We start from the raw sequence: 20040 nt of genomic DNA, 5'->3' as shown, positions 1-20040 counted from the left end.
GGCGCGAGCCGTCCCCGTCGACACCGTGTCCGACCGACTCACCGAGGAACCGATACCGATGCTGATGACCGACGTCCTGATCGTGGGCTACGGCCCCGTCGGTGAGATGCTCACGATCCTGCTGGCGCAGCGGGGACTCACCGTCACGGCGGTCGAGCGGTGGGCCACCCCGTACAACTTCCCGCGAGCCGTGTCGTACGACGGGGAGGCGAGCCGCATCCTGGCCGCCGCCGGCGTCGCCGACCGGCTCGGCCCCGTGGTGGAGTCGTCGGGCGAGTACACCTTCAAGAACGGCTTCGGCCGGACCCTGCTGCACGTCAAGGTGACCGGCGACGGCCCGATGGGCTGGCCCGACTCGGTCTCCTTCTACCAGCCCGGCCTGGAGGCGCTGCTCGCCGAGCGGGGGACGGAACTGCCGGGCGTCACGGTGCTGCGCCCGTACCAGGTGACCGGCCTGGCGGAGCGCGACGACCGGGTCGAGGTCACCATCGCCGGGCCGCAGGGCGAGGAGGTCCACGCGGCCCGCTGGGTCGTCGGCTGCGACGGGGCGAACAGCTTCGTCCGGGAGCACCTGGGCAGCGGCGTCACCGACCTCGACTTCACGTACGACTGGCTGGTCTGCGACGTGGTGCCGCACGAGGCCCGCGAGTTCAAGCCGAACAACCTGCAGGTCTGCGACCCGGCGCGCCCCCGCACGGCCGTGTCCGCCGGCCCGGGGCACCGGCGGTGGGAGTTCATGCGGGTGCCGGGGGAGAGCCGGGAGGAGTTCGAGAGCCTCGAGAGCGTGTGGCGGCTGCTCGGCCTCTTCGACATCACCCCCGACAACGCCACCCTGGAGCGGTACGGCGTCTACACCACCCAGGCCTGCTCGGCCGACCGCTGGCGCTCGGGCCGCATCCTCATCGCCGGCGACGCGGCGCACGTGATGCCGCCGTTCATGGGGCAGGGGATGAGCTCCGGCTTCCGGGACGCCCTCAACCTCGCCTGGAAGCTCGACCTGGTGCACCGCGGCCTCGCCGACGAGGCCCTGCTGGACACCTACCAGGAGGAGCGCTGCGCGCACGTGCAGCACGCCATCCGGATGTCCATGGACTCGGGCACGGTGATCTGCGAGACCGACCGTACCGCCGCGGCCGGCCGGGACGCCGCGATGCTCGCGGAGCTGCGTCGGCGTACCGCCCGCCCGCGCACCCGTTCCCTGCTGGAGCCCCTGGCCGGCGGGGTCCTGCACGCCCGCGCCGACGGCGCCGGCGTGCCGATGCCGCAGGGCCGCGTCGAGGTCGACGGCCGCGCCGGGCTCTTCGACGAGATCGTCGGCACCGGCTTCGTCCTGCTCTGCGCCGAGGAGCCCGACGGGCTGCTCGACGCGGACGCCCGGGCCTTCCTGGACTCGCTCGACGCCCGGGTCGTCCGGGTCGTCCCCGCCGGCGCTCCCGCCCCCGCACCCGGCGCCGTGCCGACCGCCTTCGACCTCGACGACGTGTACCTGCCCCTCCTCAAGCGCTACGACGCCGTGGCGGTGCTCGTCCGGCCCGACTTCTACGTCTTCGGCACGGCCACTGACCCGGCCGGTGTGCCCGCGCTCGTCGAGGACCTGCGCCAGCAGGTCCGGCGCGGCTGATCGGCATCCACCCACCGGAAGGAACCCACATGTTCGAGAACCTGAAGATCGCCGGCCGGGCGATCCGCACGGTCTTCACCGCCGACCCCATCACCCGGGTCCGGCGCTTCTACGAGATCCAGTCGCCCGACGTGGAGTTCGCGGCCCGCCGTACCCACTACATGAACGTCGGCTACTGGGAGGACGGGGTCACCGACCTCGACACGGCCGCCGAGGCGCTGGCCGACAAGCTGGCCGACGCCGCCGGCCTCAAGCCCGACGACACCGTCCTCGACGTCGGCTTCGGCTACGCCGACCAGGACTTCAAGTGGCTGCGCGAGCGCCGGGTCGCCAAGGTGTACGGGCTGAACATCACCCCGCACCACGTCGAGGCCGCCCAGCGGCGGGCGCAGGAGGAGGGCCTCGCGGACCGGACCGACTTCCGGCTGGGCAGCGCCACCGAACTGCCCTTCGAGGACAACACCTTCGACCGGGTCGTGGCCTTGGAGTCCGCCTTCCACTTCTACCCGCGCAGCGCGTTCTTCGCCGAGGCGCTGCGGGTGCTCCGCCCCGGTGGCGTGCTGGCCACGGCCGACATCATCCCGGTCAGCGGGGACGTCGTCCGCGCGGCCATCCAGTCCGGCCCGCTGAGCTTCGTCAAGTTCAGCATCCCGAAGGAGAACTGGCACGACCGGGACACGTACCGGCAGGAGCTGGTCGAGGCGGGCTTCGCCAACCCGGAGGTGCACTCGATCAAGGACCGCACGTGGGAGGGCTGGCGCGCGTACATGGCCGACCGGACCAACGACCCGGAGTTCCGTGCCGCCGTCAAGCCCGCCGTACGCAAGAGCATGGCGGCGCACTGGAAGAACCAGGACCTCATGAAGCGCGAGATGGCGCAGCTCGACTACGTGATCGCGGTCGGCCACAAGCGGTGACGCCGCGCACCGACGAGGGGCCCGCCGACCGGTCGTGACACCGGTGGACGGGCCCCTCGTCCGGTCAGGTCAGATCGCCGGCGCCGCGTTCAGGGCCGTCGAGATGGCCCGCAGGACCGCCGACTGGTGCTCCGCCAGGAAGAAGTGCCCGCCCGGGTAGACCTTGAGGTCGAACGCCCCGGTGGTGTGGGTCGACCAGGCCCGGGCCTCCTCGACCGTCGTCTTCGGGTCGTCGTCGCCCGTGAAGACGGTGATCGGGCAGCTCAGCGGCGGGCCCGGCCGGTAGGCGTAGGTCTCCGCGGCCCGGTAGTCGCTGCGGATCGCCGGCAGCGCGGCCCGCAGCATCTCCGGGTCACCGAGGACGGCGGAGTTGGTGCCGCTCAGCTTCCGGACGTCGGCCAGCAGGCCCTCGTCGTCGAGCAGGTGCACCGTCTCGTCCCGGGCCTGGGACGGCGCCCGGCGCCCGGACGCGAACAGGTGCGCCGCCGTGCCGCCGTCCTGCTCGATGAGCCGGGCGAGTTCGAAGCCGACGCTGGCCCCCATGCTGTGCCCGAAGATGGCCAACGGCTCGTCCATCCAGGGCCGCAGCACGGTGAAGACCTCCCGCGCGAGCTGCTGGATGTCGCCGATGCACTTCTCGTGGCGGCGGTCCTGCCGACCCGGGTACTGGATCGACAGCACCTCCACGGCGGGGGAGAGGCTGCGGGAGACGGGGAAGTAGAAACTGGCCGACCCGCCGGCGTGGGGCAGGCACACGAGCCTCCTCGCGCCACCCGGGGCCGGGTGGAAGCGTCGCACCCACAGGCCGTTGTCGGTATCTGGCGTGGTCATCCCTTGGCGGTCCTTCCGGCGGCTGCGGTTCCCGACCGGGACGACGTGGACCCGGTCGAGGCGACGCTAGTGCGACGGGTCGGGGCCGGACACCCCTAGCTGGCCGGTTGCCTGGTTAGGGGTTGTCCGCGCTCGCGCGTACCCAATAACTTCTCCCCGCAGATAGGGATCCTCGTGGCTCTCGGCCGAGCGAGCCGAACGACAGATACAGGTGTCGCCTGAGACTTCTGCGCATTCGTACCGTCGCTTACGTCGAGTCTCCGCCGTGCATCGCGATGGGCTGGGTTGATGGACACCGAAGACAAGCTCCGGGAGTACCTGAAGAGAGTCACCGCCGACCTGCGGCGGACCCGGCAACGGCTCCGTGACGTCGAGGCCGAGGCGCAGCAGCCGATCGCGATCGTCGGCACGGGCTGCCGGTTCCCGGGCGGGGTGCGTACGGCCGAGGAGCTGTGGGACCTCGTGGCGGCCGGCGGCGACGCCATCGCCTCCTTCCCGACCGACCGCGGCTGGGACCTGGAGTCGCTCTACGATCCCGAGCGGTCGCGGCCGGGCACGTCCTCGGTCCGCGAGGGCGGCTTCGTGCCCGACGCCGCCGAGTTCGACCCCCGGCTGTTCGGGGTCTCGCCGCGCGAGGCCCTCGCGATGGACCCGCAGCAGCGGCTGCTGCTGGAGACCTCGTGGGAGGCCGTGGAGTCGGCGGGCATCGACCCCACCAGCCTGAGGGGCGCCCGGGTCGGGGTCTTCGCCGGCATGACGCACAGCGGGTACGCCCACCCGCCGGAGACGCCGCCGGCCGGGGTGGAGGACTACCTGGGTCTCGGCAACGCCGGCAGCATCGCCTCGGGTCGGGTGGCGTACTCGTTCGGTTTCGAGGGGCCGGCGGTGACGGTGGACACGGCGTGTTCGTCGTCGTTGGTGGCGTTGCACCTGGCGGTGCAGGCGCTGCGCTCCGGCGAGTGCGACCTCGCCCTGGCCGGCGGCGTGACGGTGATGCCCACCCCGGCGGTGTTCGTCGACTTCACCCGCCAGGGCAACCTGTCGCCGGTGGCCCGCTGCCGGGCGTTCGCCGACGCCGCCGACGGCACGGCGCTCGCCGAGGGCGTGGGCGTGCTGCTGGTGCAGCGGTTGTCGGACGCGCGGCGCGATGGGCGGCGGGTGCTGGCGGTGGTGCGTGGCACGGCGGTGAACCAGGATGGTGCGTCGAACGGGTTGACGGCGCCGAATGGTCCGTCGCAGCAGCGGGTGATTCGGCAGGCTCTTGCGGGTGCGGGTCTGTCGGCGGTCGACGTGGATGTGGTGGAGGCGCACGGTACGGGTACGACGTTGGGTGATCCGATCGAGGCGCAGGCTCTGTTGGCGACGTACGGGCAGGGTCGGGATGTGCCGTTGTTGTTGGGGTCGGTGAAGTCGAACATCGGTCACACGCAGGCGGCTGCGGGGGTGGCGGGCATCATCAAGATGATCTTGGCGATGCGGCATGGTGTGGTGCCGGCGTCGTTGCATGTGGATGTGCCGTCGTCGCATGTGGACTGGTCGTCGGGTGCGGTGGAGTTGGTGACGGAGTCGCGCGCGTGGCCGGATGCGGGGCGTCCCCGTCGTGCGGGTGTGTCGTCGTTCGGCATCTCGGGGACGAACGCGCACGTGATCCTGGAACAGCCGGAGCCGGAGACCGCTCCCGAGGTCGAGGAGGAGCCGGCGGCGGGCCCCGTGGGGTTGCCGGTGCCGTGGGTGGTGTCGGGGCGCTCGGAGCGGGGTCTGGTGGGTCAGGCGGGGCGGTTGGCGTCGTTCGTGCGGGGCCGGTCCGATCTTGCGGTGTCGGATGTGTCGTGGTCGTTGGCGACGACGCGGGCGGCGTTGGAGCACCGGGCGGTGGTGTGGGGCTCGGACGTCGACGGGATGGTCGCCGGTCTGTCGGCGGTGGCCGAGGGCCGGGCGGCGGTGTCGGGTGTGGTGTCGGCGGGTCGTCGGGCGGTGTTGTTCACGGGTCAGGGTTCGCAGCGCGCGGGCATGGGCCGGGAGTTGTACGAGGTGTTCCCGGTGTTCGCGTCGTCGTTCGACGAGGTGTGCGCGCGGTTTGACGGCTTGTTGCCGCGTGGGTTGCGGGAGGTGGTGTTCGCGGAGGCGGGTTCTGACGAGGCCGCTCTGGTGGACCAGACCGTCTTCGCGCAGGCCAGTCTCTTCGCGGTGGAGGTGGCGTTGTGGGAGTTGTTGTCGTCGTGGGGTGTGCGGGCGGACTTCCTGGCGGGTCATTCGATCGGTGAGGTGACTGCGGCGTACGTGTCGGGGATGTTGTCGCTGTCTGATGCGTGTGTGTTGGTGGCGGCGCGGGGTCGTTTGATGCAGGCGTTGCCGTCGGGTGGGGTGATGGCGGCGGTCGGTGCGTCCGAGGCCGACGTGCGGGAGGTCATCGACGCTGCGGGTGCGGGCGTGGATGTGGCGGCGGTGAACGGTCCGGCGTCGGTGGTGGTGTCGGGTGCCGCCGATGAGGTGGCGTTGGTGGTGGCGGGTGCTCGTGAGCGGGGTTGGCGGGTCAAGGAGTTGTCGGTCAGTCACGCGTTCCACTCGCGGTTGATGGATCCGATGTTGGCCGAGTTCGCGTCGGTGGTGGCGGGGCTGTCGTGGCAGCCGCCCAGGGTGCCGGTCGTGTCGAACGTGACCGGCGCGGTCGCGGACGCGGGGGAGATCACCGACCCGGGTTACTGGGTGCGGCACGTGCGGCAGCCGGTGCGGTTCGCCGACGCGGTGCGCACCCTCCACGAGCAGGACGTGACGCAGTTCCTGGAGTTGGGCCCCGACGCCGTGCTCACCGCGATGGCGCAGGACTGCGTCGAGGCGACCGGCGAGGTCCGGTTCACCGCCGCGCTGCGCGCCGGCCACCCCGAGGCGGACACGCTGCGTGCCGCCCTGGCCGAGTGGTACGTCACCGGCGGCCACGTCGACTGGACCGGGTACCTCACCGCTGCCGGGGCCCGGCCCCGCACGGTCGACCTGCCCACGTACGCCTTCGACCACCAGCGCTACTGGCTCAACGTCACCGCCGGCGGGGTGGGAGCACCCGGGCTGGGCGTCCGCCCCGTCGACCACGCGCTGCTCGGCGCCGCCGTCCGCGTGGCCGACGACGACGTACGGATCTTCGGCACCGAACTCTCCGCGCGGACGCACCCGTGGCTCGCCGAGCACGTCGTCTGGGACTCGGTCGTGGTGCCCGGCGCCGCCCTCGTCGAGATGGTCCTGCACGCGGGCGCGCAGGTCGGCTGCGACGCCCTCGACGAGCTGACCCTGGAGGCGCCCCTGGTGCTCGCCGAGCAGGGCGCCCGGGCGGTGCAGGTGAAGCTGGGCACGGCGGACGAGGAGGGCCGCCGGCCGGTCACCATCCACTCCCGGACCGCCGCCGACCCGGAAGGGGAGTGGGACCGCCACGCCGCGGGCGTCCTCGCACCCGCCGGAGCGCAGCCCGCCGGCCCCGAACCGTCGCCCTGGCCGCCCAGCGCCGCCGCCGCCGTCGGGGTCGACGGGATCTACACCGAGCTGTCCCGCCTGGGCGTCGAGTACGGTCCGCTCTTCCGCGGGCTGCGTGCCGTCTGGCGTAGCGACGACGAGGTCTGCGCCGAGGTGGCGGTGCCCGACGGCACCGAGGTCACCGGCTTCGGCATCCACCCGGCGCTGCTGGACGCGGCGCTGCACGTGGTCGGCCTGCTCGACTCCGACGGGGAGGACTCCGGCGTACGCCTGCCCTTCGCCTGGACCGGCGTCACCCTCGCGGCCGTCGGCGCCACCGCCCTGCGGGTACGCGCCCGACGCAGCGGCGGCGGGGTCGCCCTGACCCTGACCGACCCGGCCGGCGCCCCCGTCGCCCGCATCGCCTCCCTGGTCTCCCGCCCGGTCACCGCCGACCAGGTACGCGGCACCGACGCGGACGTCGACTCGCTGTACGACGTCACCTGGCAGAGCGTGACGCCGGGCACCCCGGCGACCGTCCGGGTGGTGCTCCTCGGCGACGCGCCGTCCGACCTGTCCGAGATCGCCAGGTACGGGCTCACCGAGCTGGCCGAGGCGGTCGACGCCGGCCGGCTCGACCCGGAGCTGGTGCTGCTCGCCGCGTACACCGACGACGAGCGCGCCCCGGTCCCCGCCGCGACGCGGAGCCGGCTCGCCGCCGTGCTGACCGCCGTGCAGGGCTGGCTCGCCGACGACCGGCTGGCGCAGCGGCGGCTGGTCGTGCTGACCCGCGGGGCCGTACCCGCCGGCGACGCCAACCGCGCGACCGACCTGCCCGGCGCCGCGGTGTGGGGCCTGCTGCGCTCCGCCCAGGCCGAGCACCCCGACCGCCTCGTGCTCATCGACCTCGACGACGCGCGGCGACCGGAGCCCGGCACGGTGGACCTGGTGGCCCGCGCGGCCGCCACCGGCGAACCCCAGCTGGCGGTGCGGGACGAGCGGGTGCTGGCACCCCGGCTCACACCCGCCGTCCTCGACCCGGCGCCGGGCACCGAACTCGACCCCGACGGGACGGTCCTCGTCACCGGGGCCACCGGCGCCCTCGGCGGCCTGCTGGCCCGGCACCTGGTCGCCGCGCACAAGGTGCGCCACCTGCTGCTGGTCAGCCGGCGGGGACCGGAAGCCCCCGGCGCGGCGGAGCTGCTGACGGAACTGGCCGAGTTGGGCGCGCAGGCCCGGCTGGTGGCCGGCGACGTCGCCGACCGCGACTCCCTCGCCGCCCTGCTGGCCGGCGTCCCCGCCGCGCACCCGCTCACCGGAGTGGTCCACGCCGCCGGCGTCCTCGACGACGCGGTGATCTCGGCGCTGACCCCCGGACGGGTGGCCGCCGTGCTCTCCGCCAAGGCCGAGGCCGCCTGGCACCTGCACGAGCTGACGCGGGGGCACGACCTGCGGATGTTCGCGCTCTTCTCGTCGGTCGCCGGTGTCCTCGGCGGCCCCGGGCAGGGCAACTACGCCGCCGCGAACGCGTTCCTGGACGGCCTCGCCCACCACCGGCGCGCCTCGGGCCTCGCCGCCATCTCCCTGGCCTGGGGGCTCTGGGCCGCCGACAGCGCGATGACGGGCGGCCTCGACGCCGCCCAGCGGCAACGGATGAGCCGCAACGGCCTCGTCCCGCTCGACACCGACCTGGCGCTGCGCCTCTTCGACGCCAGCCTGCGCAGCGGACGCCCCCACCTGGTGCCGGCGCTGCTCGACCCCGCCGCGCTGCGCCGCCAGGCCGACGCCGGTCAGCTCCCGGCCCCGCTGCGCGGCCTGGTCCGGGCCCGGCGGCGCGTCGTCGAGGGGAGCGGCGACGGCGGGGCGTCCTTCGCGCAACGCCTGGCCGCCACGCCCGAGGCCGAGCGCGGCCGGCTGGTGGAGGACCTGGTCAAGGCGCAGGTCATCGAGGTGCTTGGCTACCCGCCGGCCACCGTCGTGCCGTCGGGGCAGACGTTCACCGGCCTCGGCTTCGACTCGCTGACGGCGGTGGAGCTGCGCAACCGGCTGACCGCCCTGACCGGGATCCGGCTGCCGGCGAGCCTGATCTTCGACTGCCCCACGCCCGCCGCCCTCGCCGACTTCCTGCTGGTCGACGCCGCCCCGTCGGCGCCCGAAGCGGGCCTGCTGGCCGAGCTGGACCGGCTGGAGGCCGCGTTCGCCGCCGCCGGGCCGGAGGAGCTGGAACGACTGGCCGGCGACGACGAGACGCGCACCGCCGTGGCGGTCCGCCTCCGGGCGCTGGTCACCAGGTGGAGCGACGTCACCGACCGCCCGGCCGACGTCAGCCAGGCCCTCGACGACGCCTCGGACGACGAACTGTTCGACTTCATCGACCAGAAGTTCGGCCGATCCTGACCACGAGTCCGCCGCTTGCCCCTTAGCGACAGGTGATCAACCCGATGGCGAACGAAGCCAAGCTCCGCGAGTACCTCAAGCGCGTCACCGCTGACCTGCACGAGACCAGCGAACGCCTGAGGGCCGTCGACGAGCAGAACCACGAGCCGATCGCGATCGTGGGGATGGGTTGCCGCTACCCGGGCGGGGTGCGGACCCCCGAGGCGCTGTGGCGGCTGGTCGAGTCCGGCGTGGACGCCGTCACGCCGTTCCCGGCGGACCGGGGCTGGGACGTGGAGAACCTCTACGACCCCGACCCGGACGCGCACGGCAAGTCGTACACCCGCGAGGGTGGCTTCCTGCACGACGCCGGCGAGTTCGACGGCGGGTTCTTCGGCATCTCCCCACGCGAGGCGCTGGCCATGGACCCGCAGCAGCGCCTGCTGCTGGAGGTCGCCTGGGAGGCGGTCGAGCGGGCCGGCATCGCCGCCGACTCGCTCAAGGGCAGCCGCACCGGCGTCTTCACCGGCGTGATGTACCACGACTACGTCTCCCGCCTCAACGGCGTACCGGAGGAGGTCGAGGCGTTCGTCGGCACCGGCAACCACGGCAGCGTCGTCTCCGGCCGGATCGCGTACACCTTCGGGTTCGAGGGGCCGGCCGTCACCGTCGACACCGCCTGCTCGTCCTCGCTGGTGGCGATGCACCTCGCCGTGCAGGCGCTGCGCTCCGGCGAGTGCACGCTCGCGCTGGCCGGCGGCGTCACCGTCATGTCCAGCCCCGACACGTTCATCGGCTTCAGCCGCCAGCGCGGCCTGGCCCCGGACGGGCGGTGCAAGTCCTTCGCCGCCACCGCCGACGGCACCGGCTGGAGCGAGGGCGCCGGCCTGCTGCTGCTGGAACGGCTCTCCGACGCCCAGCGCAACGGCCACCCGGTGCTCGCCGTGGTGCGCGGCACCGCCGTCAACCAGGACGGCGCCTCGAACGGCCTCACCGCGCCGCACGGCCCGTCGCAGCAGCGGGTGATCCGCCAGGCCCTCGCGAACGCCCGGCTCTCCGCGGCCGACGTGGACGCGGTGGAGGCCCACGGCACCGGCACCCGCCTCGGCGACCCCATCGAGGCGCAGGCGCTGCTCGCCACCTACGGCCGCGAGCGGGGCGACGACCAGCCCCTGTGGCTCGGATCGATCAAGTCCAACCTCGGGCACACCCAGGCCGCGGCCGGCGTCGCCGGTGTGATCAAGATGGTCATGGCGATGCGCCACGGCGTCCTGCCGCGGACCCTGCACGTCGACGAGCCGTCCCCGCACGTCGACTGGTCGGTCGGCGCGGTCAGCCTGCTCCGCGAGCCGCGTCCGTGGCCGCGCGGGTCACGTCCCCCGCGCGCCGGCATCTCCTCCTTCGGCGTCAGCGGCACCAACGCCCACGTCATCGTCGAGGCCGCCACGCCCGCGCCGCAGCCGGCCGCCGACGCCGTCACCGGGCCCGCCCCGCTGCCGTGGGTCGTCTCCGCGCGCAGCGCGGCCGCGCTCGGCGCCCAGGCCGACCGGCTGCGCGCCTGGCTCGCCGAGCACCCCGACGTCGCGCCGGCCGCGGTCGGCCGGGCCCTGGCCGCCGGTCGGTCGGTCCTGGAACACCGGGCGGTGCTGCTCGGGGCCGACCGGGACGAGCTGGTCGCCGGGCTCACCGCGCTCGCCGACGGCGTTCCGGCGGCGTCCGTACGGCGCGGGGTCGCCAGCCCCACCCGGGTCGCCGTGCTCTGCACCGGGCAGGGCGCCCAGCGCGTCGGCATGGGCCGACAGCTGTACGTCGCGTTCCCGGTCTTCGCCGAGGCGTTCGACGCCGCCTGCGCGGCACTGGACGAGCACCTCGACCGTCCCCTGCGCGGCGTGCTCGACGGCCCCGCCGACGTGCTCGACCGCACCGGCTACGCCCAGGCGGCGCTGTTCGCCGTCGAGGTGGCGGCCTACCGGCTCGTCGAGTCCTGGGGCGTCGTGCCGGACTTCGTGACCGGGCACTCGGTCGGCGAGGTGGCCGCCGCGCACATCGCCGGCGTGCTGTCGCTGCCGGACGCCGCCCGCCTGGTCGCGGCCCGCGGCACCCTGATGCAGGCGCTGCCCACCGGCGGCGCGATGGTGTCGATCCGCGCCACCGAGGCGGAGGTGCGCCAGCACCTGGAAACCGCCGGTGACGCGGCCGGCGCCGGGCTGGCCGCCGTCAACGGCCCGGAGTCCGTCGTCGTCTCCGGCGACGAGGACTCCGTGCTGGCGGTCGCCGGACACTTCGCGGCCCTCGGCCGCGACACCAAACGGCTGCGGGTCAGCCACGCCTTCCACTCCGCCCGGATGGACCCGATGCGCGACGCGTTCGGCGCCGTGCTCGGGCAGTTGACCTTCGCCGCGCCCCGGATCCCCATGGTCTCCACCGTCACCGGCGCGGTGCTCGACCCCGAGGAGGTGCGCTCCCCGGCGTACTGGCTGCGCAACGTGCGCGACACGGTCCGCTTCGACGCCGCCGTGACCACCCTGCGCGAGCTGGGGGTGGGCGCGTTCGTCGAGGTCGGACCGGGCGGGGTGCTCTCCGCGCTCACCCAGGAGATCGTCGGCGCGGACCAGGCGGTCTGCGCCCCGATGCTGCGCGCCGAGCAGGACGAGGCGGCCACCGCGCTGGCCGCCGCGGCCACCGTCTGGGCCCGGGGCGTGCCGGTGAACTGGGCGGCCCTCTTCGCCGGCCCGCCCGCGCCGCTGGACCTGCCCACGTACGCGTTCCAGCGCCAGCGCTACTGGCTGCTGCCCCTGCCGCAGCCCGCCGACGTCACCGCCGCCGGGCTGACCCCGACCGGTCACCCGCTGCTCGGCGCGGTGTTCCGCTCGGCCGACGGCGACGAGGTGACGCTCACCGGCCGGCTGTCGGTGGAGAACCAGCCCTGGCTGGCCGAGCACGCCGTACGCGACGTGCTGCTCCTGCCCGGGACCGGGTTCGTGGAGCTGGCGCTGCGCGCCGGCGCGGAGGTCGGCGCCGAACGGCTCGCCGAGCTGACCCTCCAGGCGCCGCTGGTGCTGCCGGAGACCGGCGGCGTGGACGTGCAGGTCGCCGCCGAACGCACCGGCGGCGAAGCCTGGCAGCTCACGGTGCACGCCCGCCGGTCCGGCACCGACGACCTGTGGGTCCGGCACGCCACCGGCCTGCTCGCCCCGGCACCTGAGGACGGCGGGGCCACACTGGCGGACTGGCCGCCGACCGACGCCACCGCCCTGGACGTGTCGGAGCTGGCCGGTCGGGCCGCGCAGGCCGGGTTCTCCTACGGCCCGGCCTTCCAGGGGCTGCGCGCCGCGTGGCGGCTCGGTGCCGACGTGTACGCCGAGGTGGCGCTGCCCGAGCCGGCAGCCGACGAGGCCGGCGCGTACGGGCTGCACCCGGCGCTGCTCGACGCCGCCGTGCAGGCGGTCGGGCTCGGCATCGTCGACCCCGGCCAGGCCCGGATGCCGTTCGCCTGGTCGGACGTGACGCTGTCCGCCCACGGCGCGGACACGCTGCGGGTACGGCTGACCCCCACCGGCTCGGACACGGTGGCCATGCTGGTCGCGGACGCCGCCGGTCAGCCGGTCGCCCGGGTCGGCTCCCTGGTGCTGCGGCCCCTGCCGGCCGGGGAACTCACCTCCGGCGGGTCCGCGTGGCGTCGCTCGCTGTTCCGCCTCGACTGGCCCCGGCACGCCGGCGGCGTGGGCGCGCCCGACGGCACGACCTGGGCGGTGCTCGGCGACCGCCCCGCGCCGCTGCCGCCGGATGTGACCGCCGTCCGGCACACCGACCTCGACGCGCTGTGCGACGCCGGGGTGCCCGACGTCGTGCTGCTCCCGGTGGCCGGCGCCGCCTCGACCGAGCCCGGCCCGGTCCACGACCTGCTCGCCGAGGTCCTCGCCGTGCTCCAGGGCTGGCTCGCCGCCGAGCGGCACACCGGCGGGTCCCGGCTGGTGGTCCTGACCAGCGGCGCCGTCGCAGTGGACGACGACGCGGACGTCACCGACCTGGCCGGCGCCGCCGTGTGGGGCCTGCTCCGCTCCGCGCAGGCCGAGCATCCGGGCCGCTTCCTCGTCGTCGACGTCGACGACCGGGAGCGCTCCGCGTCCGCCCTCGCCGGCCTGCTGTCGGCCGACGAGCCGCAGGCGGCGGTACGCGACGGGGTGGTCCGGGTGCCCCGGCTCGTCGCCGCCCCGGAACCCGACGCACCGGCGCCGGCGCTCGATCCGGAGGGCACGGTCCTGGTCACCGGCGGCACCGGCGCCCTCGGCGCGCTGACCGCCCGCCACCTGGTCGCCCGGCACGGGGTCCGCCACCTGGTGCTGACCAGCCGGCGCGGGGCCGACGCGGACGGCGTCGCCGACCTGCTCGCCGACCTCGCCGACCTGGGCGCCACCGCGACGGTCGAGGCGTGCGACGCCGCCGACCGCGACGCCCTCGCCGCACTGCTCGACCGGATCGACCCGGCGCACCCGCTGACCGGCGTGGTGCACACCGCCGGTGTGCTGGCCGACCGCACCCTGACCTCGCTCACCGCCGGGTCCCTCGGCGACGTGCTGCGACCGAAGGTGGACGCCGCCGCGAACCTGCACGAGCTGACCGCCGGCGGAAACCTGGCGCTGTTCGTCACGTACTCCTCGGCGGCAGGTGTGACGGGCAGCCCCGGCCAGGCCAACTACGCCTCGGCCAACGCCTTCCTGGACGCGCTCGCCCACCGGCGGCGCGCCGCGGGCCTCGCGGCGCTCTCCCTGGCCTGGGGGCCGTGGGCCGAGTCGGGCGGCGGCATGACCGCCGGCCTCGACCGGGCCGACACCGACCGGCTGGCCCGCGCGGGCGTCCGCCCGATCCCCCGCGCGGACGGCCTCGCGCTCTTCGACGCCGCCCTGCTGACCGGCCTGCCCACGACGGTGCCGATGGTGCTGGACGGCCCGGCGCTGCGCTCCCAGGCCGAGGCGGGCACCCTGCCGTCGGTCCTGCGCGGCCTGGTCCGCGCGCCCCGGCGCCGCGCCGCGCGGTCCGGACCGGCGGAGACCGCCGCGCTGACCGAACGCCTCGCCGGGCTCGACCGCGAGGAGCGCGCCGCGGCCCTCCTGCGGCTCGTCCTCGACCAGGTCGCGACGGTCCTGGGGTACGCCGACGCCGCCGCCGTGGAGGCCGGCCGCCCGTTCACCGAGCTGGGCTTCGACTCGCTGACCGCCGTCGAACTGCGTAACCGGCTGGGCGCGGTGACCGGCCTGCGACTGCCGGCCACCCTGGTCTTCGACCACCCGACCCCGCTGGCCCTGGCCGAGCACCTGGACGCCGAGACGGGAACCGCCGCCGACGCGCTGCCGGCCCCGGTCGCCGCCGTCGCCGCACTCGACGAACCGATCGCGATCGTCGGCATGAGCTGCCGTTACCCCGGCGGCGTACGCTCCCCCGAGCAGTTGTGGGACCTCCTCGTCTCCGGTGGGGACGGCATCACCGGCTTCCCCGCCGACCGCGGCTGGGATGTCGACGACCTGTACGACCCGTCCGGCACGCGCCGGGGCAGCAGCTACGCCCGCGAGGGCGGCTTCCTGACCGACGCCGGCGACTTCGACGCCGACCTGTTCAAGATCTCGCCGCACGAGGCGCTGGCCATGGACCCGCAGCAGCGGCTGCTGCTGGAGACCGCGTGGGAGGCGCTCGAGGACGCCCGGATCGACCCGCTCGCGCTGCGGGGTCGCCCCGTCGGCGTGTTCGCCGGCATGATGTACCACCACCACGCCGCCGGGCTCGCCGACGTTCCGGAGACCCTCGACGGCTACCTCGGCGTCGGCACGGCCAGCAGCGTGCTGTCGGGTCGGGTGGCGTACTCGTTCGGTTTCGAAGGGCCGGCCGTGACGGTGGACACGGCGTGTTCGTCGTCGCTGGTGGCGTTGCACCTGGCGGTGCAGGCGCTGCGCTCCGGCGAGTGCGAGCTCGCGCTGGCCGGCGGCGTCACCGTGATGGCGACGCCCGAGACGTTCATCGACTTCTCCCGCCAGCGGGGCATGGCTCCCGACGGCCGGTGCAAGTCCTTCTCCGACGCGGCGGACGGCACCGGCTGGTCCGAGGGCGTGGGCGTGCTGCTGGTGCAGCGGTTGTCGGACGCGCGGCGCGACGGGCGGCGGATCCTGGCGGTCGTACGCGGCACGGCGGTGAACCAGGACGGTGCGTCGAACGGGTTGACGGCGCCGAACGGTCCGTCGCAGCAGCGGGTGATCCGGCAGGCCCTCGCGAACGCCAGGCTGGGCGCCGGGGACGTCGACGTGGTGGAGGCGCACGGCACGGGCACGACGTTGGGCGACCCGATCGAGGCACAGGCGCTGCTCGCCACGTACGGGCAGGACCGCGACGAGCCGTTCCTGTTGGGGTCGGTGAAGTCGAACATCGGGCACACGCAGGCCGCCGCGGGGGTGGCGGGCATCATCAAGATGATCTTGGCGATGCGGGCGGGTGTGGTGCCGGCGACGCTGCACGTGGATGCGCCGTCGTCGCACGTGGACTGGTCGTCGGGTGCGGTGGAACTGGTGACCGAGTCGCGTGAGTGGCCGGGGGTGGGGCGTCCCCGTCGCGCGGGCGTCTCCTCGTTCGGCATCTCCGGGACGAACGCGCACGTGATCATCGAGCAGCCGGAGCCCGACGCTGATGTTGTCGTCGTGGCGGGGCCGGAGTCTGTCCGGGCATCGTCTGGGGACGCGGTCGTGGCGGTGCCGGTGCCGTGGGTGGTGTCGGGGCGCTCGGAGCGGGGTCTGGCGGGTCAGGCGGCCCGGTTGGCGTCGTTCGTGCGGGACCGGACCGTGTCGCCGGTGGATGTGTCGTGGTCGTTGGCGACGACGCGGGCGGCGTTGGAGCACCGGGCGGTGGTGTGGGGCTCGGACGTCGACGAGCTGGTAGTTGGCTTGTCGGCGGTGGCCGAGGGCCGGGCGGCGGTGTCGGGTGTGGTGTCGGCGGGTCGTCGGGCGGTGTTGTTCACGGGTCAGGGTTCGCAGCGCGCGGGCATGGGCCGGGAGTTGTACGAGGCGTTCCCGGTGTTCGCGGCGTCTTTCGACGAGGTGTGCGCGGAGATCGATCCGCACCTGCCGCGTGGGTTGCGGGAGGTGGTGTTCGCGGAGGCGGGTTCTGCCGATGCCGTTCTGGTGGATCAGACCGTCTTCGCGCAGGCGGGGTTGTTCGCGGTGGAGGTGGCGTTGTGGGAGTTGTTGTCGTCGTGGGGTGTGCGGGCGGACTTCTTCGCGGGTCATTCGATCGGTGAGGTGACGGCGGCGTATGTGGCGGGGATGTTGTCGCTGGCTGATGCGTGCACTCTGGTGGCGGCGCGGGGTCGGTTGATGCAGGCGTTGCCGTCCGGTGGGGTGATGGCGGCGGTCGGTGCGTCCGAGGCGGCAGTGCGGGAGGTCATCGACGCTGCGGGTGCGGCGATCGACGTCGCGGCGGTGAACGGCCCGGCGTCGGTGGTGGTCTCCGGTGCCGTCGGCGACGTCGCCTCGGTGGTGGCCACCGCCCGCGAGCGGGGTTGGCGGGTCAAGGAACTGTCGGTCAGTCACGCGTTCCACTCGCGGTTGATGGACCCGATGCTGGACGAGTTCGCCTCGGTCGTGGCGGGCCTCGACTGGAAGTCGCCGAGGATCCCGGTCGTGTCGAACGTGACCGGCGCGGTCGCGGACGCGGGGGAGATCACCGACCCGGGTTACTGGGTGCGGCACGTGCGGCAGCCGGTGCGGTTCGCCGACGGGGTGGCGGCGCTGCGGGCGCAGGGCGTGGACACCTTCCTGGAGGTGGGTCCCGACGCGACGTTGACGGCGATGGTGGCGGAGATCGTCGCGGATGCCGGGGTGCGGCGTGTCGCGGCGTCGCGGCGGGAGCAGTCGGAGGTCGGGGCGCTGACCGCCGCTCTGGGGCAGTTGTGGGTCGCGGGTGTGCCGGTGGACTGGTCGGCGTACCACGGTCAGGCCGGTGCCCGGCCGCGCGTGGTGGACCTGCCCACGTACGCCTTCGACCATCGACGTTACTGGATCAACGCGGCGACGCGCTCCTACCGTCCCCCGGTGGCCCGGCGCACCGCCGCCGACGAGGACTTCTGGCGCGCCATCGAGGCGGAGGACCTGACGACGCTCGCCGAGAGCCTGGCGGTCGACGCCGACGCCCCGCTCGCGGACGTGCTGCCGGCGCTGTCCACCTGGCGACGCCGCCGGGACGCCGAGGCCACCCTCGACTCCTGGCGCTACCGGGTGACCTGGCAGCCGCTCACGGAGGACCCCACCCGCGCCGAGGCGACCGAGTTCCTGCTCGTCGTACCCGCCGACGCCGACGCGACCGTCACGGGCTGGGCGGCCGCCCTCGCTGCGGCTGGCGGATGGATCGTCGAGGTCGACGCCGCGTGCGACCGCAAGCGGCTCGCCCACGACCTCGTCGCGGCGTCGACCGGCCACGACGGGGGCACCCTGCCCGTGCTCTCCCTCCTCGCGTTCGACGGCCGGCCGTACACCGGAGCCGATTCCGTGCCGACGGGTCTCGCCGGCACGGTCGCGCTCGCGCAGGCGCTCGGGGACGCCGGGATCACCGCCCGACTCTGGATCGCCACCCGCGGCGCGGTCTCCGTCGGCTCCCAGGACCGGCACGTCGACCCCGTGCAGGCGATGGCGTGGGGCTTCGGCAGCGTGCTGCGCGCCGAGCACCCGCACCGGTGGGGCGGGCTCGTCGACGTCCCCGAGCAGCCCGACCAGGGCGTCGTGCGGATGCTCCGGACGCTGATCGCCGGCACCACGGGCGAGGACGAGGTCGCCCTGCGCCGCAACGGCGTCCACGCCCGCCGGCTCGTCCGGGCGGCGTACGGGGACACCGGTCCCCGCGGCTCCTGGACGCCGCGCGGCACGGTGCTGGTCACCGGTGGCACCGGTGCGCTCGGCGGGCACGTCGCCCGTGCGTTGGCGGCCGAAGGTGCCGAACACCTCCTGCTGGTCAGCCGGCGGGGCGGCGAGGCGCCGGGCGCCGCTGCCCTCGCCGAGGAACTCGCCGGGCTCGGCAGCCGGGTCACCCTCGCGTCCTGCGACGTGGCCGACCGGGCCGCGCTCGCGGCGCTGCTCGACTCGATCCCCACCGAGCTTCCGCTGAGCGCGGTCGTGCACACCGCTGCCGCCCTCGACGACAACGTCGTCGATGCCGTGAGCGTCGACCAGTTGGCCACCGCCCTGCGGGCGAAGGTGGACGCCGCGCGCAACCTCGACGAGCTGACCCGGGGCCTGGACCTCTCCGCGTTCGTGCTCTTCTCCTCGCTCGCCGGTCTCATGGGCGCCGTCGGCCAGGCCACGTACGCGCCGGGCAACGCCTTCCTCGACGCGCTGGCGCGGCGCCGTCGCGCGGAGGGGCTGCCGGCGACCTCGCTCGCCTGGGGTCTGTGGGCCGACGGCGGGGTGAGCGCCGGTGAGTTCGAGCAGCGACTGAGCCGCACCGGGTTCGGCGCGATGGCGCCGGAGACGGCCGTACGCGCCCTCACGCGGGCGCTGGACCGCGACGAGACGTACCTTGTGGTGGCCGACATCGACTGGGCACGCGTGGCCGCCGCCGGCGGCCGGCGCCCCCACCCGCTGGTCCGTGACCTCCTGGCCGAGGCCGGCGCGGCGGGAACCGCCGACGCCCCCGTGCCGGCGGCCGACCTGCGCCTCCGCCTGGCGGGAATGTCCGGTACGGAGCAGCTGCGCGCTCTCGGCGAACTCGTGCGTGCCGAGGTCGCGGCCGTGCTGGGCCACGACTCCGCCGAGCGGGTGGCACCGGACCGGGCCTTCCAGGACCTCGGCTTCACGTCGCTGGCGGCGGTCGAGCTGCGCAACCGGCTCGACGCCGCGACCGGCCTCGCGTTGCCGACCACGCTCGCCTTCGACTACCCGAACTCGGCGGCCCTGGCCGGGCACATCCACGCCGAGTTGCTCGGCGGGCAGGCCCTTCCCGTCCCCGCCGCCGTCACCGGCACCGTCGTGGGCGACGACCCGATCGTCATCGTCGGCATGGGCTGCCGTTTCCCCGCCGGCGCCGAGTCCCCGGAGGGGCTCTGGGAGCTGCTGACGGCCGGCGTCGACGCGATGTCGGGCTTCCCGACCAACCGGCACTGGGACCTGGAGTCCCTGGCCGGAACCGACTCCTACGTCTCGCGGGGGGCGTTCCTGGCCGACGCGGGCGGCTTCGACGCAGAGTTCTTCGGCATCTCGCCGCGTGAGGCGCTGGCCATGGACCCGCAGCAGCGGCTGCTGCTGGAGGTCGCCTGGGAGTCGTTCGAGGACGCCCGGATCGAGCCCCTCGCGCTACGCGGCGGCCGGGTCGGGGTGTTCGCCGGCACGAACGGGCAGGACTACGAGACCGTCGTGCGTCAGGCCGGGGAGTCGCTCGCCGGGTTCGGCGCGACCGGCGCCTCGGCGAGCGTGTTGTCGGGTCGGGTGGCGTACTCGTTCGGTTTCGAGGGGCCGGCGGTGACGGTGGACACGGCGTGTTCGTCGTCGTTGGTGGCGTTGCACCTGGCGGTGCAGGCGCTGCGCTCCGGCGAGTGCGACCTCGCCCTGGCCGGCGGCGTCACCGTGATGGCCACCCCGGGCGCCTTCATCGAGTTCTCCCGCCAGGGCGGCCTGTCGGCGGACGGCCGCTGCAAGGCCTTCGCCGAGTCGGCGGACGGCACCGCGTGGGGCGAGGGCGTCGGGATGCTGGTGGTGCAGCGGTTGTCGGACGCGCGGCGCGAGGGGCGGCGGGTGCTGGCGGTGGTGCGTGGCACGGCGGTGAATCAGGATGGTGCGTCGAACGGGTTGACGGCGCCGAATGGTCCGTCGCAGCAGCGGGTGATTC

At 74.6% G+C, this 20040-nt stretch carries 5 protein-coding genes; 4 read left to right on the top strand and 1 reads right to left on the bottom strand.

The features are described from left to right. The first annotated feature begins 64 nt into the window (after nucleotides 1-64). Both mhpA and V6U77_RS24760 read left to right on the top strand, forming a co-directional pair. Nucleotides 65-1621 (top strand): bifunctional 3-(3-hydroxy-phenyl)propionate/3-hydroxycinnamic acid hydroxylase MhpA, encoded by a 1557-nt coding sequence (mhpA, locus tag V6U77_RS24765; protein WP_334609074.1) that lies wholly within the window; start codon nucleotides 65-67, stop codon nucleotides 1619-1621. 29 nt (nucleotides 1622-1650) lie between these two features. After that, entirely contained in the window at nucleotides 1651-2538 is an 888-nt protein-coding gene (locus V6U77_RS24760) for an SAM-dependent methyltransferase (RefSeq protein ID WP_334609073.1), read from the top strand. Between the two features lie 69 nt (nucleotides 2539-2607). Here the strand turns inward: V6U77_RS24760 and V6U77_RS24755 are convergent, their stop codons facing one another. Next, the gene (locus V6U77_RS24755) at nucleotides 2608-3369 is read right to left on the bottom strand and encodes a thioesterase II family protein (protein WP_334609072.1); all 762 of its coding nucleotides are present in this window, start codon (nucleotides 3367-3369) and stop codon (nucleotides 2608-2610) included. Nucleotides 3370-3654: 285 nt separating this feature from the next. Between V6U77_RS24755 and V6U77_RS24750 the strand changes: the two genes are divergently transcribed. Together V6U77_RS24750 and V6U77_RS24745 are read left to right on the top strand one after the other, a co-directional pair. Beyond that, complete coding sequence (locus V6U77_RS24750; protein WP_334609071.1) at nucleotides 3655-9207, top strand: type I polyketide synthase; 5553 nt, start codon at nucleotides 3655-3657, stop codon at nucleotides 9205-9207. A 44-nt stretch (nucleotides 9208-9251) separates the two neighbouring features. After that, nucleotides 9252-20040: type I polyketide synthase (locus V6U77_RS24745; protein ID WP_334609070.1), on the top strand; the 10789-nt coding region annotated here is incomplete at its 3' end.

It is taken from the genome of Micromonospora sp. CPCC 205546 (genome assembly GCF_036902715.1).
Lineage (GTDB): Bacteria > Actinomycetota > Actinomycetes > Mycobacteriales > Micromonosporaceae > Micromonospora.
The sequence above is the reverse complement of the archived record's forward strand: the minus strand, read 5'-3'. Positions and strand labels throughout refer to the sequence as shown.